We start from the raw sequence: 26406 nt of genomic DNA, 5'->3' as shown, positions 1-26406 counted from the left end.
TTATACATCACAAATTTTTACCGCATCATTCAGGGACTTAAATTTATCCGCATTCTTTGGAATAAATTCCTGCGCCAGGTATCCCTTAAATCCGGTGGCCACAATAGCCTTAATAATGGCAGGATAATACAATTCCTGGTTCTCATCCAGCTCATTCCTCCCTGGTACACCTGCAGTGTGATAGTGAGAGATGTATTGGTGGCTGCTTCTGATCGTGCTGATCACATTACCTTCATCGATCTGCATGTGGTAAATATCATACAGCAGTTTAAAGTTTTCTGAGCCAAGTCTTTTACAGAGTTCCACTCCCCAGGGTGTGTTGTCGCACTGGTAGTCTTTATGGTTCACCTTGCTGTTCAGCAATTCCATTACCAGCACTACTTTATGCTTTTCAGCAATGGGCAGTATTTGTTTCAATCCTTCAACACAGTTGTTCCATCCTGTTTCGTTGTCTTTTCCCCTGCGCGTACCACTAAAACAGATCAGTTGTTTGTAGCCTGCTTCGGCAACTTTAGGGATCATCTCCGAATACCTCTTTATTAATTCAGCATGGTATTTAGGCTCGTTCCATCCATTGTCAATGCTTATTTCTGCACCATTACACAGAGAGGAATCAAGGCCATGCTTTTTTAGCGTAGCCCAATCGCCGGGGCCTACCAGGTCAATTGCAGTGATACCTATTTTTTTTGCCTCAATACATAGTGTATCTAAATCTACACTACCAAAACACCACCTGCATACAGAGTGATTTACATTTCCTTTTAACATGGTCGATTTATATTCTTCCAGCGCAAAAGCTGGCATTGTTGCCGAGACACCGATTGCGGCGGTGCCGGCAACAATATTTTTTAATGCGTTTCTTCTACTTAGTTCTTTCATTGGTTATTTTTAAACAAGATGAATTTAATGACTTGAGCCCTCAACAGCGATCTTCTTTTTATCGGTAAAGAACAGCGCGAACAATAAAAATACAACAAATGCTATACCTGATGGAATGATCCAGATCATCTTCCAGTCAAACGATCCATCTGCAAGTTTATAACTGTCGGTAATCATACCTGCTACTTCAAAACCAATAAGCATACCTACACCATAGGTGGCAAGGGTAATTAATCCCTGCGCGGAACTCTTATATTTTTCACCTGCAGCAGCATTGGTATAAATCTGACCAGATACGAAGAAAAAGTCATAACAAATGCCGTGCAGCGCGATTCCGATGATCAGCATAAAGCTTAAATCACTTGCATTTCCATAAGCGAACAGCGCATAGCGGATTCCCCAGGCCAGCATCCCTACCAGTATGGTTTTCTTAAATCCAAAACGGCTAAAGAAAACGGGCAGCAAAAGCAGGAACAGCACTTCTGAAATCTGACCGATTGTCATTTTTCCCGTTGGGTTGTCCAGTCCTACATTTGATAAAAATGAATGGGCATTTTGATAATAAAAAGCCAGTGGGATACAGATCAGGATCGAAGAAACAAAGAAAATAGCAAAGTTCTTGTCTTTCAATAACTTTAAAGCATCCAGACCAAGAATGTCAGAGACCTTAACTTTCTCACCTGCAGCTACTTTTGGTGGTGTTTTAGGTAAAGCAAAACTAAAGATTCCAAGAATCAGTGAAGCAATTCCTGCCATGGCAAATGTATTTTTTAGCATTCCCGCAGTAGTTGCCTCAGCAGTATCCCAATGGAAAACGAAACTAATCATTAGTCCGGCGGCAATCCAACCCAATGTACCAAACACCCTGATGGTAGAAAATTCCTTTTCAGGATCTTTCATCTGGTTAAAGGATACTGAGTTTACCAATGCCAGGGTTGGCATGAACAGGATCATGTAGGCCAAAACGTAAGGGTAAAAGACAGAGATCTCTGTAGCATTGTACATTTGGTACATCAGTATTGCGCCAATAAGGTGTAGTATGCCAAGAATTTTTTCAGCATTGAAATATCTGTCAGCAATCAGGCCTATGATAAAAGGGGCAATAATTGCACCCCATGACTGTGTTGAAAATACGGAGCCGGTTTCTGCCCCCGTAGCTTTAAGGTTATTTCCCAAAAAAGTACCAAGTGTCACAAACCATGCTCCCCAGATAAAAAACTCGAGGAACATCATTAATGACAATTTGATACGGTTAGATGAATTCATAGATGGTTTTTGAAAGTAAATTATAGTTCTTTAATCATTATATTACGGTACCATACTTCATCTCCATGGTCCTGGAGCGCGATTTTACCAGATTTAAAAGTTCCCCAGTTTTCCCAACCGGCAAATTTACTTTTAGCTACCATGGCCTTCCAGTTATCATCCCATAAAGTAGTAGCAACAACTTTCACCCCGTTCAGGTATTGTTCCAGTTTGCCATCTTTGCTGATGATTTCTGCAACATTCCATTCGCCAACAGGCTTCACTGGTTCAGATGAACTTTTGATGATGTCATACAGATCTCCTGCACGGTGCTTGGTGATTTTGCCATCCGGGTGACCATCATTGTCCAATACCTGCATTTCCAGCCCCGTGGAATAAGTAGCGCCATACTTGGCCGCATCTTCATACACATAATAAATGACACCGCTGTTTGCATTTTTGGAGACTTTCCATTCCAGTTTTAAATGGAAATTACTGTATTCTTTATCTGTAGTCAGGTCTCCTCCGCCATCGCCGGTTACTGCAGGATCGAAGTGGAGGGTGCCGTCTGCAACCGTCCATTTATTCCCCGCTGTTGTTTTACCATATGTATGCCAGCCACCCGTAGTTTTACCATCGAATAATTTGGTAAACCCTTTGGTTTTGGTCTGGTTTTGTGTACTGCTGCAGCTGCTCATCATTGCTGTCAAGATCAGTGCAGAGAAAAGGTATTGTTTCATCTTTTAATTTAATTTTTTTAATTTTTTAAGCGCCCAGTGTCCAGCCTTTGCGGTACTCACGTTTTACAAACTGGTTTACGTCATCCAGGTTGGTGATTTTCATTTGGCTGTTGTCCCATAGCAACTTAACGTTACGTCCAGGGTAACTGATCTTGCCTTCTGCATTTTTACGCTGAACGTCTACTCCGCGTATAGCCAGATTGGCCATCAATAATGCTTCTGTAAGCGGACCAGCTATTTCAAATCCAGAGCTCACCTCTTGTTTACCGTAACCGGCAATAGCTGCTTCCACCCATTGCTTGTAGTGACCACTCGCTCCACCGGGTACCCTGGCGAATTTAGCAGGTACTTTAATATCTTTGTTGCGGCTTAATGGTAATAATTTAGGATTGGCACTATAGGTTTCGGACATCATTTTGCCTTTTGTACCAATAAACAGCGTTCCGTTTCCTCCGTCGCCAAAGGTTTCGTTAGCTTGCAGTTCTTCAGGTCTTTCTGGTTGTATACCTCCGTCCATCCAATGTACGGTAACATCTCCCTTGGTTTTATTTGTCTTAGGGAATTTAAGCGTTACGTGACTTGATGGAGGACAGCTGTCCGGGAAATAACCTCTTTTAAATTCATCTACATATACCGATCCTACACTGGCCTGCACTTCGCTGGCATATTTAAGGTTCAATACGCTAAAAGGAGCTTCCAATAGGTGACAGCCCATGTCGCCCAATGCGCCGGTTCCATAATCCCACCATCCGCGCCAGTTAAACGGCACTAACTTAGATACAAAATCTTTATACGGAGCTGTACCTAACCAAAGGTCCCAGTCCAGGTCTTTAGGAACATCAGCTTTATTGGCCGACCATGGAATACCCTGCGGCCATACCGGACGATCAGTCCAGGCATATACCGTATGTACATCACCGATCAGACCTGCATCATACCATTCCTTCATCTGTCTTGGCCCATCGTTAGACGCACCCTGATTTCCCATTTGAGTAACCACTTTATACTTGATGGCAGCAGCTGTCAAAGCCCGTGCTTCATAAATATCATGGGTCAGCGGTTTTTGAACATACACATGTTTACCTAGTTGCATCGCTGCAAGGGCCTGTATTGCATGGTTATGGTCAGGTGTAGATACAGAAACAGCATCAAAGTTTTTCGACTCTTTGTCCATCATCTCACGCCAGTCCCTGTAGTACTTAGCTTTAGGGAAAGCTTTTACACTGTTTGCCGCTCTCGAATCATGTACATCACACAAGTAACCGATATCGGCTTTGCCACTTTTGGCAAATTCTGCGATGTCAGATTGCCCTTTACCACCCACACCAATCCCAGCTACGATCAATCTGTCGCTTGGCGCCAGAAAGCCCTTACCGCCCAGTACATGGCGGGGAACAATCATAAACGCAGATGCTGCGACAGCAGTGGTTTTTAGGAAACTTCTTCTGTCAGTAGATTCCTGGTCTTTTTTTAGCTCATTCATGGTTCTATTGGTTAGGTTAAGGCTATTATTTTTTTAGTGATAAAATGTATTTTACCATTTCTTTTGCATCGTCCTTGCTAATGGCTGGGTGCGGGCTCATCGGGATCGCTCCCCAAACTCCCGAACCACCTTCAATGATCTTAGTGGCAAGATGGTCGATGTTCTCTTCAGTTGCAGGATATTTAGCTGCTACGTTTACATAAGCCGGCCCAACAATCTTTTTAGTTGCATTATGACAAGCCAGACAGTCTGAACCCTTGATCAGGCCTTCACCTATCATTGGCTCTTTTTTGGCTGCAGCCACTGGTTTGGCAACTGGCGTAGCCGTCGTGGCTGTTGCCGCAGGTGGAGTTACCTCTTCTGGTTTTGCCGTAGCAGTTACAGGGGTTGAATCTAAAACTGGTGAATCTACTACTGCGGTTACCGGAGCGGTAATTGTAGCTGAATCAGTTGCCGCATTGTTAGCTGCAGCAGCCCTTTCCTCAGGACTTGCGCAAGAAGCCATCGCTAAAGTCAGACAGCCTAATACAAATAGTTTTGTTGTGTTCATAAGTGTGTTATTCATAATTATATACCTAAAATTTTATTGTTAAATTCATCATTTCCGCCGGAAGCAGCAAAATCATCAAATGCCCTTTCCGTTACTTTGATGATGTTCTTTTTAATAAACTCAGCGCCTTCTTTGGCTCCCACCTGAGCATCTTTTATGCAGCATTCCCATTCCATCACTGCCCAGCCTTTATAATCGTACTGTGCAAGTTTGCTGAAAATAGTGCCAAAATCAACCTGCCCGTCTCCAGGTGAACGGTATCTTCCAGCGCGATTGGCCCAGCTTTGATAGCCGCCAAAAGCCCCTTGCTTTCCTGTTGGGTTAAACTCTGAATCTTTCACATGGAACGCTTTAATCCGCTCATGATAGAAATCGATGTATTGAATATAATCCAGCTGCTGCAATACGAAGTGCGAAGGATCATACAATAGACAGGCACGAGGATGGTTGTTCACTTTTTCAAGGAACATCTCGTAGGTGATCCCGTCAAAAAGATCCTCTCCCGGATGTATTTCATAACAAACATCTACACCGCATTCATCAAACTTGTTCAAAATCGGCATCCATCTTCTGGCCAGTTCTGTAAACCCTGCGTCAACAAGTCCTTCCGGGCGTTGCGGCCATGGATGGAACATATGCCATAACAATGAACCACTGAATGTAGCATGTGCATTTAAGCCAAGGTTCTGTGAAGCCTGAGCAGCATATTTCATTTGCTGAACGGCCCACTCTGTACGTGCTTTTGGGTTATTTTTATACTGGTCAGGTGCAAAAGCATCAAATGCCAGGTCATATGCCGGGTTTACTGCTACCAGTTGCCCCTGAAGGTGCGTGGACAGTTCGGTAATTTCCAAGCCGTATGAGGCAACTTTGCCTTTCAGCTCATCTGCGTAAGTCTTGCTTTCTGCAGCTTTTTGCAGGTCAATGAACCTTGCATCTAAAGTAGGTACCTGGATACCTTTAAATCCCAGGCCTGCCGCCCATTCACAAATAGCATCCAATGAATTGAACGGAGCTTCGTCTCCAATAAACTGAGCAAGGAAAACTGCTGGTCCTTTAATTGTCGTCATATCCTGTTATATGTTAAAATCAAACCATTTTTGATCAGACTGGCTCGAAGCCACTACATTATCAATAAACGCCATTCCTCTCACGCCATCTTCCACTCTTGGGAAATCAAGCATTGCTTCGGTAGGTTCTGTGCCATGTATTTTTGCGGATACGGTCAATGCAAAATTCTTGTAGATATTTGCAAACGCTTCCAGATAACCTTCCGGGTGACCACCAGGTACACGCAGATTGTGCTTGGCAATATCAGAAAGATAAGCTTGTCCGGCACGGTAAATCTGTGTAGGTTCATTCAGCCATTTTACCAACAGCGTATTGGGCTCCTGCTGATGCCATTCCAATCCTCCTTTTTCACCATATACCCTTATTTTCAAAGCATTTTCTTCTCCTGCAGCTACCTGCGAGGCAGATAATACACCACTTGCGCCATTGTCAAATCTAAGCAGTACGTTGCCGTCATCATCAAGCGCTCTTCCTGTAACAACAATATTTAAATCTGCACAAAGTTTGCTGATCTTCAGACCTGAAATGTATTCTGCCAGTTGCGCAGCATGTGTACCTATATCACCCATGCAACCGCTTTTACCGCTTTTGGTAGGGTCTGTACGCCATGCAGCCTGTGCATTTCCTTCTCTTTCTGTCAATGTGCTCAGCCATCCCTGAGGATACTCTACCATTACTTTTCTGATCGCACCCAGTTTACCGTCTTTTACCATTTGCCTGGCTTGTTTTACCATCGGATAGCCAGAATAAGTATGTGTCAGACAAAGCACCAGCCCAGTCTCTTCCACTTTTTTCTGCAATTGTTTTGCCTCATCAAGCGACAAAGCGATGGGTTTTTCAATTACCACGTTAAAACCATTCTCCAATGCCATCATAGCAGGGGCAAAATGTGCGAAATTTGGCGTTACGATGGTTACAAAATCGATGCGCTTATCTGCCGGCATTTTGCTTTCATTCTCTATCATTTCCTGAAAGGTCAGGTAAGTCCTGTCCTCAGGAAGGAACAGCATTTCGCCTGATTCTTTCGCGATTTCCGGATTGATACTAAGCGCTCCGCAGCAAAGTTCTATTTGCCCGTCGATGTTTGCGGCAATACGGTGAACAGCTCCGATAAATGCATCTTTACCGCCGCCAACCATGCCCATTCTAATTTTTCTAGTCTTCATTGTTAAATGTTACCTTTTTTTAATTCACTGACTGCAAAATCACAGGCTCTTGCAGTTAAAGCCATATATGTTAATGATGGATTCTGACATGCTGCTGATGTCATGCATGACCCATCTGTTACGAATACATTTTTCACCTCATGCATCTGGTTCCACTTGTTCAGTACAGAGGTCTTTGGATCGTGGCCCATACGTGCTGTGCCCATCTCATGGATCGCCATACCGGGTGCAGAACCATTGTCATAGGTGTTCACATCTTTCATGCCCGCCGCTTCCAGCATCTCTGCCGCATCGTTCATCATGTCTACCCGCATCTTTTGCTCGTTTTCTTTAAACTCACAATCAATTGCCAATACCGGCTGTCCCCATTTATCTTTCTTACTCTTATCTATATATACACGGTTCTCATGATATGGCAGTGATTCGCCAAATCCGCCCAGTCCCATGTTCCAGGCTCCTGGTACAGTCATCTGGTCTTTAAACTCCGCACCAAAGGCGAGCTCAGCTACATCAGCATGCCAGTTGCCGCGACTTGCGCCGCCCTGGTAGCCAAAGCCCCTTACATAATCGCGTTTTTCCCCGTTCATGTTCTGGTACCTTGGTATATAAATACCATTGGCCCTTTTACCAAAAGTATATTTATCGTCAAATCCTTCAGCTCTACCAGATGCCCCGCAACGGAAATGATGGTCCATCAGGTTGTGTCCCAGCTCTCCGCTTCCATTGCCCAGTCCGTTTGGATGTTCATCAGAAACAGAGTTCAGCAATAAGAAAGTAGAGCCCAATGTCGAACCGTTTACAAATACGATCTTTGCAAAATATTCAATGGTCTCTTTAGTTTCAGAATCGATCACTACTACACCTTTAGCTTTTTGCGTTTCTTTATCATAGATAATGGTATTCACCAATGAAAAAGGACGAAGGGTTAAGTTGCCGGTAGCTACAGCCGCAGGTAGGGTAGAAGACTGGGTGCTGAAATAGGCACCAAATGGACAGCCTCTGCTACACAGGTTGCGGTATTGGCATTTAGCCCGTCCGCCATGCTCCACTGTTAAATTGGCCACACGGCCGATGGTCATGATCCTTGATTTTTTCCACTTGTCTTCAATCCGCTTTTTAACGTCCTTCTCCACACAGTTCATTTCCATCGGAGGGAGGAACTCCCCGTCAGGCAATGCAGGCCAGTTTTCTGCCTTTCCGCTGATCCCTGCAAATTTCTCTACATAATCATACCAGGGGGCAATGTCTTTATACCTGATGGGCCAGTCTACGCCATGCCCGTCTTTCAGGTTATCTTCAAAATTAAGGTCACTGAAGCGGTAGCTCTGACGGCCCCACATGAGCGATTTTCCGCCCACGTGAAAACCCCTGTACCAGTCAAAACGTTTTACTTCTGTATATGGACATTCGGTATCGTCTACCCAAAAGCTTTCGTTAAATTCTGTATATGGATAATCTCTTTTCTGTATAGGATGTGTTTCCTTTTGTGCTTCGGTGATCTTGCCACGGTGTTCAAACTCCCAGGGTTTTTTCATGGCCGTGGTATAGTCTTTAACGTGTTCAACGTTTCTGCCCCGTTCCAGCAAAAGTACTTTTAAGCCTTTTTCTGTTAATTCTTTTGCTGCCCATCCACCGCTTATTCCCGAACCTACCACTATGGCATCATAGGTGTTGTTGGCTGTCGCCTTGATATTTAAATTGCTCATCTTAATTTACCTGAGGTTTATGCCCAAACTCTTTGACCCGGTTTCAAATCCGTACAGCCGTCATAACGGCCCGGGATATCTACATATTCATAGGCCTTGGTCACCCCTATTTCTGAGGTGAAATAACCCAGCAAGGTTAGGTCTCTGATGATGGCAAAGAAGCGGGCTTCTGTTTTAGGCTTATCCTTCGGAAGAATAGAAATTATTCCTGCATTTTCTGTCTGTGACTTGCCCTTTGCAGGGTCAGTCCTTTGTTTTTCCTGATCAGCTTGTTTTTGCTTGTCGAGCGTTTCATTCTCTGCTTTAATATCTGCTATAGTAGCTTCCCTTACTTTGTTGAGCAGCTGCTGGCGCTCCTCTGCAGACAGTTCTGTAAAGGATTTTTTATATTCATCTTTCGACTGTTCCTCCAGCTCTTGCAGACCTTTCACAAAAGCTTTTTGCGCATCGTCAGGATAGCAGTCTTTGACCATCATCGCAATGAAAGGCCCCACGCCCGCGGCTTTCGCTCCAGGTGTGCCGGTGGCAGGTATAATGATGTCAGCAATTTCAGTGATCAGCGCTTGCTGATCTGCAGTAAATAAATTGCCACTGGCTGTGGTAGATGTTGAAGTGCAACCGTCAAGAAAAACCGCTATCGTAGTTGCAGATAATGCACCTCCCATTAAAAAGGCCATATTTTTCACTGCTGCTCTTCTGTCCATATTTGGCTGTTTAGGTGTCTAGGTCTGCGCTAAGTGTGTTTTGTTTTGTAATATTAAGAAAAAATAAATAGTTAGTGTCCAAATTACACAATTAATGTAAAAAAAAATGTATTTGTTACCTAACCAATTAAACGCGCATTCTCCAACTGGTATTATATAAAATAGTATTAAATATAAACGTTAATTAATAGAATATTTAGTAAGTAAATAGTTGGTGTCAATAAACATTTTTTAATACGTTTGTCCACTTATTAAATTTTGGTAAAATCAAAATCATAGATGACTGAAAAAATTGTAGTATTAGGATCAAATGGTCAGATCGGTACAGAGCTTGTCACCGCCTTGCGCACAGCTTATGGCGAAAGCAATGTCGTTGCCTGCGATATCCGCCGCCCGGATTATGACATAAAGAATTCAGGGCCTTTTGAATTTGTAAATGTCCTTGAAAAGGATACATTGAATGCGATATTTCAAAAGTACAAGCCTACGCAGGTGTATTTACTTGCGGCGTTATTGTCTGCTACCGGAGAACAGAATCCAAAGCTGGCCTGGGATTTAAACATGAACGGCCTGCTCAATATTTTAGACCTGGCCATTACCTATAAAACCGCAAAGGTCTACTGGCCAAGTTCTATTGCGGTATTCGGGCCAAATTCACCAAAAGATCTTACCCCGCAGTTTTGTGTGATGGACCCTAATACCGTGTATGGGATCAGTAAACTTGCCGGAGAACGATGGTGTGAGTATTATCATCAGAAATTTGGCCTTGATGTGCGGAGCATCCGCTATCCGGGCCTGATTAGCTGGAAAGCTGCGCCGGGCGGTGGTACAACGGATTATGCCATCCACATATTTCATGATGCACTCAAGAAAGCCAGTTATACCTCTTTTTTGAACGCAGGCACTGAACTGCCCATGATGTACATGGACGATGCGATCCGCGGTACCATAGAATTAATGGATGCCAATGCGGATGACATCACCATCAGATCAAGTTATAATTTTACAGGGGTCAGCTTTACTCCTGAGACCTTGGCTGATGAAATAAGAAAACATATTCCGGAATTTACCTTAAATTACGGCGCCAATGATCCAAGGCAGCAAATAGCTGATAGCTGGCCAAGATCGATTGATGACAGTTATGCAGCGAAGGACTGGGGCTGGAAACCAGAATTTGACCTTGGAAAGCTGACTGCAGATATGTTTAAGAATTTAAAGAAATAAAAGGTTCGTCATTTGGAGGCCTGATATAACACACGTCATCCTGAATTTATTTCAGGATGACGGACATGCAAAGCCGTCTTTCTCTTGCGAGATCCTGAAATAAATTCAGGATGACGACCGACCAGGGATGACGATCAGCCAGGGATAACGACCGACCAATAGACTAAGAAATAAAACCAAGATAATGGGAAGAGCATTTGAATTTAGAAAAGAAAGAAAATTTAAGCGTTGGGCCAAAATGGCCGTACAATTTACCAGGATAGGTAAGGACATCGTAATGGCGGTGAAAGATGCCGGGCCACATCCCGAAACGAATTCACGCCTGCGTACGGCAATGCAAAATGCGAAAGCGGTAAACATGCCAAAGGACCGTGTTGAAGCCGCCATTAAAAGGGCGTCTGACAAAAGCATGGCCAATTATGAAGAGATCGTGTATGAAGGTTATGCACCACATGGTGTGGCAATACTGATCGAAACGGCTACGGACAATACCAATCGTACGGTTGCCAATGTGCGCAGTTATTTCAACAAGACAAATGGTACTTTAGGCAAGACCGGCTCATTGGATTTTGTGTTCAACAGAAAATCGATATTCAGGTTTGTACCTGCTGATAATTTTGATCTGGAAGAGCTGGAATTTGAACTGATCGATGCGGGACTGGATGAACTTTATGTAGAAGCGGACGAAGAAGGAAATGATATTGCCGTTGCGCAAGGTGCGTTCGAAAGCTTCGGTTCCCTGCAAAAAGCATTGGAAGAGAAAGGCATAGAATTAAAAAGTTCCAAGCTGGAGCGCATTGCCCTGTCGCACCATGATGTGACTGAAGAACAGGCAGCTGATGTAATGAAACTCATCGATAAACTGGAAGAGGACGATGATGTTCAGGCAGTTTACCACAATATGGCAGAATAAACGTAACGGTTTACAGATAAGTCTATCCCAATTTAATTGGCTTGGTCAGCGTTGTTGACCAAGTTTTTGTATTTGCTTTATTTGCCTGGCCTTCTGATACTACAGCTTTTAATATTGCCGCCGGATTAAAAGTTTTACTGTTGATGACAGTCTCGCCCGCTAGTGAAGATTGGATAAATTGAAGGGATATCATAACAATACAAACACACCCGGGTTCAGTTTCAAATTCCCAGCTTTGAGGAACTGTTGTTCCTTTCTTATTCAGGACATCAAAAGTAGCGAAGTCGATTTTTCTTTTTTTATTGGTCAGATCTGTTAGTGAACGGCCGATCAGCATTCTGCAAAATTTGGTATCTTTAGGAAACTTAAGATTTTTAGGGATTTCCAATGCAGGGAGAGAAACAGTGAGGGTGTGTTCGCCTATTTCCACCTGAGGCAACGATACCAGCGTATTCACCAGGGGGGATTTTGCATTAAAATCAAATCCTTCAAGCTTGCTGAAACTGTCTGCGACCAAATTAAATGATCCAGTTTCCGGATTGTTTGCGTATCTTAGAGAATGAGCTACTTCTGTATTGAGCCTGAATATCATGGTTCCATCATAAAATGGCGTTACCAACTTTGATACCCCCGTTCTGAATTCATGGGCGATATTGCTCGCGACTCCAAACAAAGAGGAAGACTTCACCATTCCTTCTGTACGTTTGCTCTTGCCTTTTACGGGCCTTGCCTGTACTATCTGCATGTTTCCATAGGTCTTCAATACTGAATCCCCTAACACGCCTTTCATAAATTTTCCAATTATTCTAGCCATAATATTCTATTTAGTTCTTATCACTGTTTTATCAGTGTTCGTAGTCACTGAAACATAAATATATAATTAATCCATAACTAGTCCAACTTTTATTGAAGATAGTTGGACTAGACTTGGACTCAACTTGGACTGAACCTGGATTCAGTAGGTACACTGATACAAAGCTTGCGACACCTATCCCGGGGTTGTCCAACCCATATCTCGTTATGATCTCAATAGGTAATTTACCTTATTTCATCACGAAGTATGAAAGAACCAGCTATGAATTCGGACTTGTTGAGCACCAAGCGAAAAAAAGCGTTTAAATATCTTTGGATTAATAATCCAAACAGTATATTAGTAACAGCTTTCATGAAAATAGGTGCCTCCACAAGATTTGTAATTCTGAGCGTCTTGAGCGTAACGATATTCAATGCCCTCTCCTTTGGTCAGGCCATTCCGCCTACACAGCTGGCTAAATTTCAATTAAGTGACTTAACTACAAACTATTCAAGTGCGTACCTGAATTCGGTTTTTGATGATAAAATCCCGGATAATGTCCAGGTCCTTGCCTTGGGTGAAGTAAGCCATGGTGGTTATGAGCCAATTGCTTTTAATGCCAACATGATCAAATATCTGATCGAAAAGAAGGGTTATCGAAAGGTCCTTTTTGAATGGGCGGATGTCGGAATGCTAAGGGCAATGAGAAACTACTTAAATGACCCGAAAGCCAGCGATGCAGCTTATATTCCTGCCTGGGTTAAAAATTCTCAATCCGTGGATGCGGTTTCCGAGGTTTTCCCGGATCTGCTGAATTGGATTAAGCAATATAATGACCGAAACCCGAAAGACAGGGTGGAGATCATGGGATTTGAAATAGGTAAAGATCAAAGCTTGATCAACCGGATCGTATATAAATACCTCATTCCATTTGACCATAAGGAAAGTCAAAAATGGATATATCAATTAAGTTCAGATATCTCGGATGTTGATAAAATTCAAGTACTTAAAGACTGGTTTGTTACGAATGAGAAAGGACTCAAAGCGGAACTCAATGAAGAAGATTTTTGGTGGCTGAAATATTACATCCGCAATGCAGTAGACGGCATAGGGTACTTGATGAGAGATTCGAAAACCCTTGTTGAAAAGACTGATGCGGCAAATTTGTTTCGCGACAGCGTATTGGCGGAAAATGTAAAATACCTTAGCAAAGGGGGTAAAGCTATTGTTTCGGCACATAATGGACATGTAATTAAAGGGCAGGTTAAATACATGGGCAACTACCTGAACCAGTATTTCAAAGATCAATATTATGTAATAGCCACTGATTATTCGAAACAGGCGCTGGTTGATATCAACAACCAAGACTCCACGACAAAGCATACACAGAGATATATCAGGAAGACCTTTCCGCAAACACTCTCTGCGGCAGCCAACAGATTGAATGAAAAGTATGGTATTTCAGAGGCGATCTTGTTTTATCAGGATATAATAGATAGGAAAATTGGCCAGGACATCAATGCCATTGATGCCAATGGACATCATCTTTATATGCCCGAATATCAGAAAAACGTAGATGCCTTAGTTATATTTAGTCATATTTATCCTAGCGGAAAACTCAAATCACCTTGATGCAGATGAAACTCCTCCTTGCTTTTATTGGACTGTTGCTACTGACGGTTAGGGCCGAGGGCCAAAAAATACAGGAAATCGTTTCGAAAGACATAGCCGATGCTATTCATGTTTTCGATCAGCTGTTGGGTTCCAGAAGTTTTGCTGGTATAAAAGTTTTAGGTCTGGGTGATGCCGCTGTATTTGTTAAAGAATCAAAAAAACTAACAACTTCATTTTCTGCCTATTTGATTAGTAAGCAAAAATTCAGAAACATCGTGTTGCATGTGGATGACTGGCAAGTGCGACCGTTGAATACTTACTTAACAAATGCTATCCCTGCCGACACTTTAGTGTTAGACTCCCTGGTTAAAAGTATTTTTTCATCCGATTACCAGTTTAGGAACCGCGACTTTCGGGCATTCCTGCAATGGTTAAAACAATACAATTTAACCAATCCAAAAGATCAGGTCAATATTTACGGAGTAGCTCCTTTGAGCAGGATTCCACCTGCATATTTTTTAGCTGCTTATGTCTTTGAAATAGATAAAGTGTATGGTCAGCAACTGAGCGAAAAATGGAGTAATGACGATACCTCCGATTCTTTGGCCTATTCAGACATTAAGATTTGGCTGCAAGCCATTGGAAAAAAGAAGCATTCTACATCCGTTCAAGAGCAAATTATGCGATGTGAGGAAGATCTGCAGCACAATAAATACGTGCTTAAGTATACCTCCCCCGATCAGCAATTTTCACAAAATCAGCTGAATGAGAAGGCACGCTATACTGCGAGTCAGGTTTTAAAGAATTTGGGAAAGCAAACAATCTTTTATGCGATGACCTATCAGGTAATGAAAGGGGAACTGGAAACAAGCGTCGAGCTAAATGGTCTTCCAGTTTCCGCGGTAGGCAAATACCTCAATGACGATCTTAAATCAAGTTACCAAAGCTTTGCTATTGACTTCGCAGACAGTGGCAAGGTAATCATGATTGATATCCCTAACAGAAAAGGTGATTTAGAAAAGGTGAATGGTACAGCACATGCGAAGTCCTTATACCAGAAGGGCGAGTTCATTGACCGTACAAATGATGCACAGTTGCTAAAAGGCTATAAGCCAATCATGATATGGCCATATAAAGGGCAAGTTGGAAACCTCATCCTTGGCAAAGATGAATATGCGATTGATGCAGTATTTCTATTCTCCAGCCTGACCGATTTGGATCTTGCGAACTACTGATGTTAACGTTGTTGGGAAAATAACCAGGGTAGCAGTTCAGGTTCTGCAAAGGCAGAGTCCCAGCTATTGTGGTTGTCATTCGGATATAACGTGATCTTAGGTTGTACCCTCAATACCCTTAGCTGGTCGGCGATCTCTGTCGACAGGCCAACGGGTACTACATCATCTTTCTCTCCATGAAAGATCCATAAAGGGGTCTTTTTATATTTCCTCACATTGGCCACGTTGTCTCCGCCACATATGGCAAAGGCAGCAGCAAACATTTTGCGCTTGCGGCGCAGCAGTTCGTAAGTTCCCATACCGCCCATGGAAAGGCCGCCAATGTATACTTTGCTTTTGTCTACGTATGGTTTATCCCTAAGGTTTTCCAGCATCCCCAGCAGGGCATGCATAGACTTGGTTGGTTTTCCTCCTGTAGCGAAGTTAAATACCCTTTTGCCGGAAGTGCCAGACTCAAACTTTACATTGGCCCAGAAGCTGTCGCTACTGCATTGAGGGAATACTACAATTGCGGGAAACTGCTTGCGGAACTTGTCTTTCAGGAATAGCTTGCCGCCATGCGTCAGCTGCTTCTCATTGTCGTTCCCTCTTTCACCTGAACCATGCAGGAACACAATCATGGGGTATGATTTTAAGGGGTCGAAATTCTCAGGAAACAGGATTCTGTAGTAGATGCTGTCCTTTCCTTTGATATAACTGCCTTTGTCATACTTTTTTAAGTCCTGCGCTTTGGCAACAGCAAAGCACAGAACCAATGCAATAGTGGCGGATAATTTAGCTTGGTTCATTTTACTAAAATAGTAAATTCTATCTGTATAATTTACCGTGCCAATGAAAATCCTGCTTCCTTGGTATCCCTTGAATTCCCACCGATAAAAACTTTAAATTCTCCGGGTTCGGCCAGGTATTTCAGCGTTGCATTGTAGAATTTCAAGTCTTCTTCAGTGATTTTGAAGGTGACAATTTTGCTTTCACCGGGATTGAGGCTGATCTTTTGAAAGCCTTTTAGCTCTTTAAGCGGGCGGGTGATACTGCCAACAAGGTCTTGAGTGTACAACTGTACGACTTCTTTGCCTTCACGCATTCCGGTGTTTTTAACAGTTACGCTCGCTGTAATTGATTCGCCAGCTTTAAAACTGCTTTTGCTGAGCTTAATGTCGCTGTATTCAAAAGTGGTATAGCTCAGTCCGTATCCAAAGGGATAAAGCGGTTCGTTTGTTACATCCAGATAATTGGACCGGAATTTAGAAAACCATTTGCCTTCCGGTAGCGGGCGGCCTGTATTTTTATGACTGTAGTACAAAGGGATCTGCCCTACATTTTGCGGGAAAGTAGCGGTCAGTTTACCTGAGGGATTTACATCCCCAAACAGGACGTCGGTTATTGCTTTAGCAGCTTCTGTTCCGCCAAACCATACATTCAGAATAGCGGGTACATTTTCCTGTTCCCAGGTTAAGGTGAGCGGACGTCCTGTAAACAGCACCAATACCACAGGTTTACCTGTTTTAAGTAATTCTTTAAGCAACCGTTTTTGTGTGTCAGGAATATTCAGATCTGTGCGGCTGGAGGCCTCGCCAGTCATTTCAGAAGCTTCGCCCAGTGCGGCTACGATGACATCAGCTTTTTTAGCCAGGTCTATAGCTTCCTTAATGATTTCGGCTTCCGGCCTGTTGTCCCTTGGGATGTCACGACCAAACATGGTCGCCCTGGTCTGGTATTCCGCATCGGCAAGCAGGTTCGCGCCCAGGCTATGCAGTATTTTTACATCTGAGCCCAGTGTGGCTTTCATGCCGTCAAGCAGTGATGCCGTATTTGCCAGGTCGCTGTTTACACTCCAGGTGCCTGGCATATTCGCTCCTGTATTTGCCAAAGGGCCTATGAGGGCTACGCTTCCACTTTTTTTAAGCGGCAGTGTCTGATTCTCATTTTTAAGCAGTACAAAAGACTGGGTAGCGGCCTCACGTGCGAATTGCAGGTGACTTGGTTTGAGGATCTCTGTTTTAGCACGCTCTTCATCGCAGTAGCGAAAAGGATCTTCAAATAAGCCCAGTTTATATTTAGCTTCCAACACCAGACGGCATGCCTGATCTATCTGAGCTTGTTTTACCTTACCTTCCTGCAAAGATTTTTTTAGCGTGGTGAGGAATCCTTCACCTACCATGTCCATTTCCACACCAGCATTTAGAGATAAAGCAGATACTGTCTGCAAATCACCTAAGCCGTGGTCTATCAGTTCATTTACTGCTGTGTAATCGGTCACGACAAATCCTTTGAATCCCCATTGCTTGCGCAATACATCGGTCATCAGCCATTTGTTGGCCGTAGCGGGTACACCATTGATGTCGTTAAAAGAAGTCATTACACTTCCGGCGCCAGCATCTATCGCGGCCTTGTACGGAGGCAGGTATTCATTGTACATGCGGTGCAGGCTCATGTCGGTCGTATTGTAATCTCTTCCGGCTTCTGCTGCTCCATACAGCGCAAAATGTTTTACGCAGGCCATCATGGTATTGTATTTACTCAGGTCATCACCCTGGTACCCTTTTACCATTGCTTTGGCTATCTGCGATCCGAGGTAGGTATCTTCACCCGATCCTTCAGAGATTCTTCCCCAGCGGGGATCCCTTGAAATATCGACCATAGGGGAGAAGGTCCAGTTTAGCCCGTCGGCCGTAGCCTCTACAGCCGCTATCCTTGCTGTTTTTTCTATCAGCGACAAATCCCAGGTACTTGACAGTGCGAGGGGAATGGGGAAGGTGGTCTTATATCCATGGATTACATCCTGCCCAAAGATGATCGGTATTTTCAGCCTGCTTTGATTGACTGCTATCTCCTGGGCCTTGCGGATCTTTTGGGGTGTGGTAAAGCTAAACATACCGCCCACCTGGCCTTTTTTAATCTTGCTTTCTACATCATTGCTCACCACAGATCCAGTAGTGGCCTCACCACCTGTGAGCAGGTTTAACTGCCCTATTTTTTCATCTACCGTCATTCTCAGCATGAGCTTTGTAATAAAAGCATTCATTTTTTGATCGGCAGCAGACACTGCCTTTTTTTGCTGGCCGAACAAAGCGCCGGTACTAAATATCAAAGTCAGGAAAAATAGGTGGGTCAGTTTCATATTATGAGTTTATTTCTTTTTTAAATGGGGGGTGATTTCTTTGATCCAGATGTCGTAGCCCGCTTGCTTCATGTGTAGCATGTCGTTCAGAAACAGCTCTGGTCGCGGTGCGCCGTTGCTGTCCAGCATTTTAGCATTCACGTCGATAAAGCCAGCTCTTTTCTGCTTTTCGGTGTATGCTTTGATCATGCCGTTTGCCTTTACTACCTCCGGCGAAAACTTCGCACGGGAAGGGCTTTGTTTCATGGATACATAGGTGATTTCTGTTTTTGGCAGTCCTTTTCTGATGTGGTTAAAGAATGTAGTAAAGCGGCTGAAGGTTTCTTCTGCAGTTGCACCACTGGCAATGTCGTTTTCTCCGCTATAGATCACCACTTGTCTCGGTTTGTAGTGGAGTACGATGTCGTTCACATATTCGTTTGCATCTTTCAAAGTAGAACCGCCAAAGCCGCGGTTGATTGCCTGGTAATCTTTGTATACTGTTTCGAGGTCTTTCCACATGGTGAAAGAGGAACTGCCAACGAATACAATCCCTTTTTGAGGGGGCATGGAAATGCTGTCCTGACGTTTGAATTTTTGGATATCGTTCCAGAAAGGTTTGTTCTGTGCTAAGGCAGTGGTAGACAGACCCACTAGTAATACAAAAAGTAGACGGAAATAGAAGTAATGTTTCATAATGTGTTTTTCTAATTTGCTTTAACAACCTCTGTTTTCAGAGCGACACCGCTCTCATTGATTGCTTCGATGCTAAAATAGTAACTTTTATCTTTGTCCATCCCTTTGTACCAATATTCGTTCGTTCCGTACACCATAATGCAGTTGTACAGCTTGTCTGGCTCTGTGCCTATGTAGATATTATAAGCATAAGCATCATCCACAGGAGCCCACTTCAACCAAGCACTTCGCTTATCTTTTTCAGTTCTCAGCACCACAAAATCTTTGACGCTTTTTGGAGCCGACAGGTTACCATTGCCGAAAACCCTTATACCGCTAATGGCAAATTTCCCAGTAGGCATATGTATATTTTCCAGTTTGATGTATCTGGCGCTTACTGGTTGCTCCAGTTCAATATAATCGTGTGGTACGTCTGTTTTGTTGGTGCTTTTATCTGTTAATATTTTCCATTTCACACCGTCAGTTGAATACCAAAGTTTGTATTGATGATAAATATCCTGACGTTTGCCAAGAAACTCAGCATCCTGATCAGCATAATTTATTTGTACAGCATTTATTGTTGATATGGTGCCTAAGTCTGTTTGAATCCATTCACCTTTATTTCCGCTTTTGGCACTCCAATATGTTTTAATGCTTTCATCAACTGCGTTATTGGCATAGAATGATCCAAGAGTGGATGAAACAGTGACAGGTTTATTATAGTTTAATAGCATCCATCCGGTAAACCCACTTTTTAAATGATCCTTCTCTCCGGTAGGTAAGTATTGTGGGTAATCGCCAAAGGCAGCATCCATATACATCACGTCATCTTTGTCAAAGCCAGTTGGCCAGATACCCAAGCGACGTTCAAAGTTGTTTTTCACGGAGATCGCTATGGTAGAAACATGCCAGTAGTTGTTCCATTTGTCCTGATAGGTAGCACCATGACCTGCACCACGGGCAAAACCACCGGGCTTCCAGGAGAAAGGTAACGATTGATGTTCAAATGGCCCTAATGGCGTTGGACCAACTGCCACACCATCTGCATAGCCGCTAAATTCTGTACCTGGCGCGCCGTATTGGAGGTAGTATTTGCTGTTATGCTTCGTCACCCATGCTCCCTCCATAAAAGGATCTAAAAAGGTGTTGTCCAGATGTTCTCCAAATCGTTGCCATCCGTATCGTTCTGGATTTAGCAGCAATAGTTCCTTGCGGGTGCCAATCGGGTTAAATGTCTTTCTGTTAAGTTCGATGCCATACAATGGATAGCTGTTGCTGCTACCATTGTACATATATAACTTGCCGTCTTCGTCAACAAAATGTGCGGGGTCCCATCCGCCAATTTCAAACTCATGAACAACTTCTTTCCATTCATTTTTTTTAGGATCTGTACTCATCCAGATTGGGAAATTCTTCGCATAAGTAGAACCAAATACAAGCATGGTATCACCCTGTATCCAAACTGAGGGGGCGCAAAGGTCATCATACACCTTATGTTCGGGTCTTAAGAAGTTTTTAGAAACGAATTTCCAGTTATACATATCACTGCTCCACCAATAACCCCATTGGTTAGTAGAAAATAAGTAGTAGTCACCTTTGTAAGTTACAATAACCGGATCTGCTGTAGCCCGATGTTTTCCTTGTTCAGAGAAATTAGGGATAGGGGTATAGCCATAATCTAAGTTAATAGGATTACAATAAGTCAACTGTTTTTTTTGAGCAAACGCCCCGATACTTAGAAAAAGTACCAGGAACATTGTTATGTGTTTTACCCGCTTCATTATTTACAAATTAGGGCTTGTGAATCCCAGGGTTTTGAGGCCGCGTTTTACATCCGGGCTGCTCATAAATAATTTCCATAGTAAGCCACTGCGGTGGTTCTCTATCATCACAATGATCGGCCCCTGATCTATAGCCAGATTGGATTTCGCATACCAGTCTTTTTCTTCACTAAAGGCATCAATAAAGCCATATTCACCCCAAAGTTTGTCGCCTTTTTCATAATAAAAATGCTTTAATGCTTCCATTGAATGTTCTGGTGTATATGGGAAAGCTGATAACGCTGCGGTTGGTGATATTACGCCCAGGTCTTCTGTTGGAGAGTGAGCAGCATATCCAATCCAGCTGTCGCTGGCAGTTAAGCCCCAGCTGTTAGCACCGTAACCTTTAAATTTTTTAGGATTTTCAATGCAGTAGGCCCTGTTGATAAGCGTATGGTTTTTGTTTTGTTCCCAGTAATCTGTTTTATTGTCTTTTAAACCCCGGGGGTCCAGGCCAAGGAATGAATAATGCGAAAAGAAAAGCGGGCCTCCATAGTCAAAACCCAGGGGTAAGGTAATGTCATTAAATTTACGCCCATTAAAATAGGTGTTGTTATTGGCGTATCCATCATCATACACGCGTTTGTTGATTGGGAATTTTGGAGATGAGGCCGCCAGCACATAGGTGATCATACATTCGTTCCATCCCTTTATCTGATGGTTCATACTCCAGCCATTGTTCGGGCTCCAATGCCAATAAAGTACATTTTGGTTTTGAGTGAACCAACTCCATTCTATACCCTCCCACAACCATAATATTTTATTTCTAATATCGTTTTCGATAGGATTATCTGCTGTGTAATATTGACGGGCAGTCAATAAACCCTGAAATAACAAGGAAGTTTCTACGATGTCTGCCCCATCGTCCTTTTGGCTGAAACGGATCACTTTTCCTGTTTCGCCATTAAGCCAGTGTGGGAAAGCACCATGAAACATATCGGCCTTCCACAAAAAGTCGACTATTTTTTTCGTGCGATCTGCAGCCTGTTCACGTGTAATGAACTTGCGCTCGGCTGCTACAATCATCGCCATAACACCGAAACCTGTGCCTCCTGTAGTGACCACCTCTTCTCCATAATCAAAAGAACGGTTACTGCGTTCTCGCGCCATGCCGCTAACTGGGTGCCCAAAGTCCCAAAAGTATCTGAAAGTTTGCTTTTGCACCAAGTCCAATAGTTGGTCATCCGTAAGGCCCTTTTTAATGCCTAGTTCAGGTTTGATCTGATCTTTGCCTTTTTTGTTTTGCTGAGCCGAAGTCTCAAAAGTGGAAGACACTATGCAAAAAGGGAGAAGAATGGCAATTAGGTGCGTAGTTTTCATAATAAAAAGATTCATCTGGATACTATAAGGCTTTTTTGTCAAATATTAAGTCAGAGATGTGGACTGCTAAATCCAAGTTTCTTCATTCCTGTTTTCACTTCGGGGCAACTCATAAATAAGTTCCATAGAAGTTGGCTTCTGTAATTTTCTATCATTACTATTATTGGGCCCTGATCTATTGCTAAAGTAGAGTCGGCAAACCATTGATGTTGCAGAGAAAAGGCATCCACAAAACCATATTCCTTGAAAAGCTTATCACCTAATTTATAATAAAAAAACTTAAGTGCCTTCATGGATTCTTCTGGGGTATACGGGAAAGATGAAAGAGCTGCGGTTGGGGAAATTACACTATTATCATTGGCGGGCTCATGTGCTAAATACCCGTTGATGTCGTCACTTGCAGTCAGGCCCCAACAGTTTTCGCCATACCCGTAGTAGTTTTTGGGGTTAGCTTTTGCATAGTTATATTGGATTAAAGCATGCGCTTTATTCTGTGTCTCATAATTGGCATAGTTGTCAGTGAGTCCAATAGGATTAATGCCAAGAAAAGAGTAATGAGAGAAAAACAGGGGACCGCCACTTGCTGGTCCGAGTGGAAGTTGTACGCCATAATAAGTATTTCCGTTTTTCATCGCACCATTGTTCGCCCAACCATTATCATACACTGTTTTAGAGATGGTATGTGTGGTTGAAGAAGCGGCTAAAACATAGGTAATCAATGCTTCATTCCATCCGCGTATCGGCATGTTCATGTCCCAATTGTAATTAGGGCTCCAATGCCAATACAAGGTATTGCTGTTATCCTTTCTATACCAATCCCATTCTACTGCTATGTACAGCGCATTTATGTCTGATCTTAAAGTAGACTCAACTTCATTTTCCTCACTAAAATATTGGCGAGCAGTAAGTAAACCTTGCATAAGGAGTGAGGTCTCTACCAAATCCCCGCCATTGTCTTTTTGGCTAAATGGGATAACTTTTCCTGTGTTTCCATCTATCCAATGCGGAAATGCTCCATGAAACCTATCTGCTGTCTTTAGAAAACTAATAATTTTCTGAATTCTGGAAAGCCCTTCCGCTTTTGTTATAAATCCCCGATCTATTCCGGTAATAATTGCCATTATTCCAAATCCGGAACCTCCGGAGGTGACGGTGTTGCCCGACGTGTTCCTTTCTCTTGCCATTCCGCTTGCAGGATGTCCAAAATCCCAAAAGTATTTAAACGTTTGTCTTTGAACTTTTGTTAGTAATTCCTGATCTGAAATTATAGGAAACTTATCGGAAGGGTCAATAGCAGTAACAAGGTTTATGGTAATGGGGCTTAGTAATTTACTTCCATCGGTTGATTTTAAACTGGTTTGTGCATCCAGAAAATACATGGTAATTGGCTGCAAGGCAGATATAGGAGAAAGGATTATTGTTTTGTCATTGTTCTCATATGTGATATCCAGTGCAACGGTAACGTTTCCCTTATTTTTCATTACAATACCTGCGGCAACTGTATTTTTATCAATTGCGGCAGAGAATGAAAGTTTTATGATAGGCTTTTGGTTTACAGAGTAGTAGCTAAAACCGCTAAACACATCATTTACTTTTAGTTCATTAAAAGTAAATGACCCTGCTGGCGGACCAACTGGAGGATCAATCGAACCAGGCTGATTAATTTTTTTACATGAGGATCCAATCAGTATCAAGAGTAATAAAGAAAAGTAGTATCTAACGACCATAACCAGAATGACAATATGAAAAGATGTTTGCCGGTACCTTACCGGCAAACATTAGGGTTCAGGATTAAAGAGATATTTATCTTCCCTTAGTCTCCAACTTATAAATAGCTCCTACTTCTTTAGCAGAAAGTGCTTTATTGTAGATACGTAACTCGTCAAGTATACCGGTGTAAGGCAACATCCAGCCATCCGCTGTGCCCCATGGCGCTCCTAATTGCTGTTGAAACGCCCCGATTACAAATTTTGAAGCATCAGGGAGTGTTAAGTCACCTAATGGGTTACTCCCATTTTTTCTGTCAGTTATACCAGCAGGAAGTGTTAAAGCAGATCCATTTACGTACATGGCAAATTTTGATGTTCCTGCATTGTATGAAAACGCAAGGTGTGCCCACTTTCCATATATACCAGTCACTCTAAGGTCACCGGTTAATTCAGCCCATTGTCCGCCATAGCCAATTTTAATCAGCATTTTGTCTTCAGTGGTATTGTTGCCCTCTATCATGACAAACATATTGCCCCAGAAATCACTGGTCCTTGGCAGCATAAATACAGCTTGTGCACCCCCATCATGTTTATCCGTTTTTATCCAAAGAGTGGTGGTAAAGCTTTTCAGATCTTTTAAGTTGTTACCTGGGGTTGTTTCATAAGCCACAAATCCTGTCGAACTGCCTTTGTAGGCCTGACCTTTAATTCCAACAGCAAATGAGGTATTGGTTGCGGTTCCTTCGGCTCCGCTTTTTTCTTCTTTGACATTGTTTTCAAAACCCCAGTGGGCCACCAGGCTTTCAGGTGCTACTTCGTTAGAAAACACATAACCATCTATCGCTGGTTGCTGAGGGGCATAGTCATTTGCTTCCTCCTGGCACGATGACATCGCAATAGTCAGCGCCAATCCTGTCAGCATTATTTTTATATTATTTTTAAATACTTTCATGATGTTTTGGTTTAATTGTATCCAGGATTTTGTGTTAACACACCTACACTCAGGTCAATTTCATCAGAAGGTACTGGCATCAGTTCACTTCTGTTTGCTTTAAACCCTTTCGGTCCAAATACCTCTACGCCACGACCCTGACGAATCACGTCAAAGAAACGGTCATACTCCATGGCGAGCTCAACCCTTCGCTCATGCCAGATGGCAAGTCGGAGGGCAGTTTTGTCAGTAGTAGTCACTGCAGGTAAAATGGTAGAGCTTCCTTGTCTCGCACGTTTCCTCACCTGCTCCAAAGAGGCCAGTGCCAGAGGGGTGTTCCCCAGTTCATTTGCAGCTTCTGCATTCATTAGCAATACATCAGCATAGCGCAAAACCCTGATATTCTGATCAGCTCCCTCATTAAACCCAGATTGCCAGTAGCTCGATGGCACATATGCTTTCTGGTTATACATTCTTGGATTACCAACTATGTCAGGAACCACATCTCCCTGAGGAGTAGTTTCTCCGGCAAAAAGGATGGTAGCGTCTCTTCTCGGATCTCCGGGTTCAAAGGCAGCGGCCAACACCTGCGTAGGTGTATTAAAGCCCCAGCCACCCCATGAAACTCCCTTTACTCCCTGAATTTGAGCGTACTGGCTAGTTGTTGCGCCAGTGATAGAAGGTATTTTCTGACTTTGAATTTCAAATACCGACTCAGAACTGTTTTCGTTAGGCACTCTGAATAAGGCTTCATAATTTGGCAATAGGGAATAACCCATTGTCATAAGTTCATTGGTCAATGACAAAACAAGGTCCCATTTCTTCTGATACAATGCTGCTTTAGCATGGATCCCTTTGGCTGCGCCTTTGGTAGCACGGCCTATATCAGTCGGACCATAAGTTTGCGGCAATACAGCAGCAGCTTCTTCGAGGTCTTTCTCAATAGCTGCCCAAATCTGTGTGGCGGGTGCGCGCGGAAGATTGTACTCGCTAGCGTCTTTAGGGACAGTTAGCCTCAAAGGGACATCACCGAATGCTCTTACTAAACGAAAATAGGAGTAGGCCCTAACGAACTTTGCTTCAGCTAAATATCTGTTTTTTAGCGTTGCGTCCATATTGATGTTGGGAATATTGTCCAACACCTGATTGGCCAGGTTAATGTTCTGGTATTGACCTTTCCAAAGATCTTTAACCTGTCCTTCTGTAGAAGAAAGCGAGAAATCGTCAAATGCATTAAAAAATGTTGCATCACCTGCTGTACTACCTTTTTCAGCTTCATCAGAACCAAGACTCTCGACTCCCATGGGAGCAAATGCAGTGTTCTCCCATGTCCGCAGATTTGCATACATAGAATTTACACCCTTCGTTGCATCTTCGGGAGATACCCAGAATTGTGTGGCTTCCTGCTGACCTTGAGGAGGTACATCTAAAAAGCTCTTCTTACAACCTTGAGTAGTTACCAATGCTGCGATTAGTAATACACCAAGAGGTTTGTATATGTTGATTTTATTGATAGATATCATCGTTA

22 protein-coding genes are annotated in these 26406 nt (G+C 43.0%); 4 read left to right on the top strand and 18 right to left on the bottom strand.

The features are described 5' to 3' along the window. From EZ437_RS00315 to EZ437_RS00275, 9 genes are read right to left on the bottom strand one after another with little or no spacing between them, the layout of a single operon-like run. The gene (locus EZ437_RS00315) at window positions 1-879 is read right to left on the bottom strand and encodes a hydroxypyruvate isomerase family protein (RefSeq protein ID WP_131592035.1); all 879 of its coding nucleotides are present in this window, start codon (window positions 877-879) and stop codon (window positions 1-3) included. 24 nt (window positions 880-903) lie between these two features. Then, the gene (locus EZ437_RS00310; RefSeq protein ID WP_131592033.1) at window positions 904-2145 is read right to left on the bottom strand and encodes a nucleoside permease; all 1242 of its coding nucleotides are present in this window, start codon (window positions 2143-2145) and stop codon (window positions 904-906) included. Between the two features lie 20 nt (window positions 2146-2165). Continuing rightward, window positions 2166-2864: a 3-keto-disaccharide hydrolase gene (locus EZ437_RS00305; RefSeq protein ID WP_131592031.1), complete on the bottom strand. Its 699-nt coding sequence runs from the start codon at window positions 2862-2864 to the stop codon at window positions 2166-2168. A gap of 25 nt (window positions 2865-2889) precedes the next feature. Next, window positions 2890-4347, bottom strand: a complete 1458-nt coding sequence (locus tag EZ437_RS00300; RefSeq protein ID WP_131592029.1) for a Gfo/Idh/MocA family protein — start codon at window positions 4345-4347, stop codon at window positions 2890-2892. Window positions 4348-4372: 25 nt separating this feature from the next. After that, a complete protein-coding gene (locus EZ437_RS21795) occupies window positions 4373-4897 on the bottom strand; it encodes a c-type cytochrome (protein ID WP_225869455.1) in 525 nt (174 codons plus the stop codon). A gap of 17 nt (window positions 4898-4914) precedes the next feature. Next, the gene (locus tag EZ437_RS00290) at window positions 4915-5967 is read right to left on the bottom strand and encodes a sugar phosphate isomerase/epimerase family protein (RefSeq protein ID WP_131592027.1); all 1053 of its coding nucleotides are present in this window, start codon (window positions 5965-5967) and stop codon (window positions 4915-4917) included. Window positions 5968-5973: 6 nt separating this feature from the next. Beyond that, entirely contained in the window at window positions 5974-7134 is a 1161-nt protein-coding gene (locus tag EZ437_RS00285) for a Gfo/Idh/MocA family protein (RefSeq protein ID WP_131592025.1), read from the bottom strand. Window positions 7135-7136: 2 nt separating this feature from the next. Then, entirely contained in the window at window positions 7137-8840 is a 1704-nt protein-coding gene (locus EZ437_RS00280) for a GMC oxidoreductase (RefSeq protein WP_131592023.1), read from the bottom strand. Between the two features lie 17 nt (window positions 8841-8857). Then, window positions 8858-9544, bottom strand: a complete 687-nt coding sequence (locus EZ437_RS00275; protein ID WP_131592021.1) for a gluconate 2-dehydrogenase subunit 3 family protein — start codon at window positions 9542-9544, stop codon at window positions 8858-8860. Window positions 9545-9823: 279 nt separating this feature from the next. On the opposite strand from EZ437_RS00275, the gene EZ437_RS00270 reads away from it, so the two are divergent. Both EZ437_RS00270 and EZ437_RS00265 read left to right on the top strand, forming a co-directional pair. After that, window positions 9824-10768 (top strand): NAD-dependent epimerase/dehydratase family protein, encoded by a 945-nt coding sequence (locus EZ437_RS00270; protein ID WP_131592019.1) that lies wholly within the window; start codon window positions 9824-9826, stop codon window positions 10766-10768. 184 nt (window positions 10769-10952) lie between these two features. Further along, window positions 10953-11681, top strand: a complete 729-nt coding sequence (locus EZ437_RS00265; RefSeq protein WP_131592017.1) for a YebC/PmpR family DNA-binding transcriptional regulator — start codon at window positions 10953-10955, stop codon at window positions 11679-11681. Between the two features lie 22 nt (window positions 11682-11703). On the opposite strand, the gene EZ437_RS00260 is transcribed toward EZ437_RS00265, so the two are convergent. Next, complete coding sequence (locus EZ437_RS00260) at window positions 11704-12495, bottom strand: hypothetical protein (protein WP_131592015.1); 792 nt, start codon at window positions 12493-12495, stop codon at window positions 11704-11706. Between the two features lie 246 nt (window positions 12496-12741). On the opposite strand from EZ437_RS00260, the gene EZ437_RS00255 reads away from it, so the two are divergent. Together EZ437_RS00255 and EZ437_RS00250 are read left to right on the top strand one after the other, a co-directional pair. Continuing rightward, a complete protein-coding gene (locus EZ437_RS00255) occupies window positions 12742-14106 on the top strand; it encodes an erythromycin esterase family protein (RefSeq protein ID WP_131592013.1) in 1365 nt (454 codons plus the stop codon). Continuing rightward, entirely contained in the window at window positions 14106-15323 is a 1218-nt protein-coding gene (locus EZ437_RS00250) for an erythromycin esterase family protein (protein ID WP_131592011.1), read from the top strand. The genes EZ437_RS00255 and EZ437_RS00250 overlap by 1 nt, the downstream gene beginning before the upstream one ends. A 2-nt stretch (window positions 15324-15325) precedes the next feature. Here EZ437_RS00250 and EZ437_RS00245 read toward each other — a convergent pair whose 3' ends face one another. The 8 genes from EZ437_RS00245 to EZ437_RS00210 form a co-directional block, all read right to left on the bottom strand. Then, window positions 15326-16111 carry a carboxylesterase family protein gene (locus EZ437_RS00245; protein WP_131592009.1) on the bottom strand — a complete coding sequence of 262 codons (786 nt, stop codon included), beginning with the start codon at window positions 16109-16111 and terminating at the stop codon, window positions 15326-15328. Window positions 16112-16143: 32 nt separating this feature from the next. Next, window positions 16144-18444: a beta-glucosidase BglX gene (gene bglX / locus EZ437_RS00240; RefSeq protein WP_131592007.1), complete on the bottom strand. Its 2301-nt coding sequence runs from the start codon at window positions 18442-18444 to the stop codon at window positions 16144-16146. Between the two features lie 9 nt (window positions 18445-18453). Further along, entirely contained in the window at window positions 18454-19119 is a 666-nt protein-coding gene (locus EZ437_RS00235) for a GDSL-type esterase/lipase family protein (RefSeq protein WP_131592005.1), read from the bottom strand. Between the two features lie 11 nt (window positions 19120-19130). Beyond that, window positions 19131-20879 carry a family 43 glycosylhydrolase gene (locus EZ437_RS00230; protein ID WP_131592003.1) on the bottom strand — a complete coding sequence of 583 codons (1749 nt, stop codon included), beginning with the start codon at window positions 20877-20879 and terminating at the stop codon, window positions 19131-19133. A 3-nt stretch (window positions 20880-20882) separates the two neighbouring features. Further along, window positions 20883-22238, bottom strand: a complete 1356-nt coding sequence (locus tag EZ437_RS00225) for a glucoamylase family protein (protein ID WP_131592001.1) — start codon at window positions 22236-22238, stop codon at window positions 20883-20885. Window positions 22239-22288: 50 nt separating this feature from the next. Next, window positions 22289-23932, bottom strand: a complete 1644-nt coding sequence (locus tag EZ437_RS00220; RefSeq protein WP_225869454.1) for a glucoamylase family protein — start codon at window positions 23930-23932, stop codon at window positions 22289-22291. A gap of 109 nt (window positions 23933-24041) precedes the next feature. Next, window positions 24042-24899, bottom strand: a complete 858-nt coding sequence (locus tag EZ437_RS00215) for a LamG domain-containing protein (protein ID WP_131591996.1) — start codon at window positions 24897-24899, stop codon at window positions 24042-24044. An 11-nt stretch (window positions 24900-24910) separates the two neighbouring features. After that, window positions 24911-26401 carry a RagB/SusD family nutrient uptake outer membrane protein gene (locus EZ437_RS00210; RefSeq protein ID WP_131591994.1) on the bottom strand — a complete coding sequence of 497 codons (1491 nt, stop codon included), beginning with the start codon at window positions 26399-26401 and terminating at the stop codon, window positions 24911-24913. Window positions 26402-26406 lie beyond the last annotated feature (5 nt).

The organism is Pedobacter psychroterrae (assembly GCF_004331695.1).
GTDB lineage: Bacteria > Bacteroidota > Bacteroidia > Sphingobacteriales > Sphingobacteriaceae > Pedobacter > Pedobacter psychroterrae.
This window is presented reverse-complemented; position numbering and strand designations above follow the sequence as displayed.

Excerpts from the sequence above, each read along its gene's own strand:
- EZ437_RS00245 (WP_131592009.1), bottom strand. The coding sequence starts at position 16,111 with ATGAACCAAGCTAAATTATCCGCCACTATTGCATTGGTTCTGTGCTTT.
- EZ437_RS00230 (WP_131592003.1), bottom strand. The coding sequence starts at position 20,879 with ATGAAGCGGGTAAAACACATAACAATGTTCCTGGTACTTTTTCTAAGT.
- EZ437_RS00315 (WP_131592035.1), bottom strand. The coding sequence starts at position 879 with ATGAAAGAACTAAGTAGAAGAAACGCATTAAAAAATATTGTTGCCGGC.
- EZ437_RS00215 (WP_131591996.1), bottom strand. The coding sequence starts at position 24,899 with ATGAAAGTATTTAAAAATAATATAAAAATAATGCTGACAGGATTGGCG.
- EZ437_RS00210 (WP_131591994.1), bottom strand. The coding sequence starts at position 26,401 with ATGATATCTATCAATAAAATCAACATATACAAACCTCTTGGTGTATTA.
- EZ437_RS00280 (WP_131592023.1), bottom strand. The coding sequence starts at position 8,840 with ATGAGCAATTTAAATATCAAGGCGACAGCCAACAACACCTATGATGCC.
- EZ437_RS00265 (WP_131592017.1), top strand. The coding sequence starts at position 10,953 with ATGGGAAGAGCATTTGAATTTAGAAAAGAAAGAAAATTTAAGCGTTGG.
- EZ437_RS00255 (WP_131592013.1), top strand. The coding sequence starts at position 12,742 with ATGAAAGAACCAGCTATGAATTCGGACTTGTTGAGCACCAAGCGAAAA.
- EZ437_RS00310 (WP_131592033.1), bottom strand. The coding sequence starts at position 2,145 with ATGAATTCATCTAACCGTATCAAATTGTCATTAATGATGTTCCTCGAG.
- EZ437_RS00290 (WP_131592027.1), bottom strand. The coding sequence starts at position 5,967 with ATGACGACAATTAAAGGACCAGCAGTTTTCCTTGCTCAGTTTATTGGA.
- EZ437_RS21795 (WP_225869455.1), bottom strand. The coding sequence starts at position 4,897 with ATGAACACAACAAAACTATTTGTATTAGGCTGTCTGACTTTAGCGATG.
- bglX (WP_131592007.1), bottom strand. The coding sequence starts at position 18,444 with ATGAAACTGACCCACCTATTTTTCCTGACTTTGATATTTAGTACCGGC.
- EZ437_RS00285 (WP_131592025.1), bottom strand. The coding sequence starts at position 7,134 with ATGAAGACTAGAAAAATTAGAATGGGCATGGTTGGCGGCGGTAAAGAT.
- EZ437_RS00225 (WP_131592001.1), bottom strand. The coding sequence starts at position 22,238 with ATGAAAACTACGCACCTAATTGCCATTCTTCTCCCTTTTTGCATAGTG.
- EZ437_RS00260 (WP_131592015.1), bottom strand. The coding sequence starts at position 12,495 with ATGGCTAGAATAATTGGAAAATTTATGAAAGGCGTGTTAGGGGATTCA.
- EZ437_RS00235 (WP_131592005.1), bottom strand. The coding sequence starts at position 19,119 with ATGAAACATTACTTCTATTTCCGTCTACTTTTTGTATTACTAGTGGGT.
- EZ437_RS00250 (WP_131592011.1), top strand. The coding sequence starts at position 14,106 with ATGCAGATGAAACTCCTCCTTGCTTTTATTGGACTGTTGCTACTGACG.
- EZ437_RS00305 (WP_131592031.1), bottom strand. The coding sequence starts at position 2,864 with ATGAAACAATACCTTTTCTCTGCACTGATCTTGACAGCAATGATGAGC.
- EZ437_RS00270 (WP_131592019.1), top strand. The coding sequence starts at position 9,824 with ATGACTGAAAAAATTGTAGTATTAGGATCAAATGGTCAGATCGGTACA.
- EZ437_RS00275 (WP_131592021.1), bottom strand. The coding sequence starts at position 9,544 with ATGGACAGAAGAGCAGCAGTGAAAAATATGGCCTTTTTAATGGGAGGT.
- EZ437_RS00300 (WP_131592029.1), bottom strand. The coding sequence starts at position 4,347 with ATGAATGAGCTAAAAAAAGACCAGGAATCTACTGACAGAAGAAGTTTC.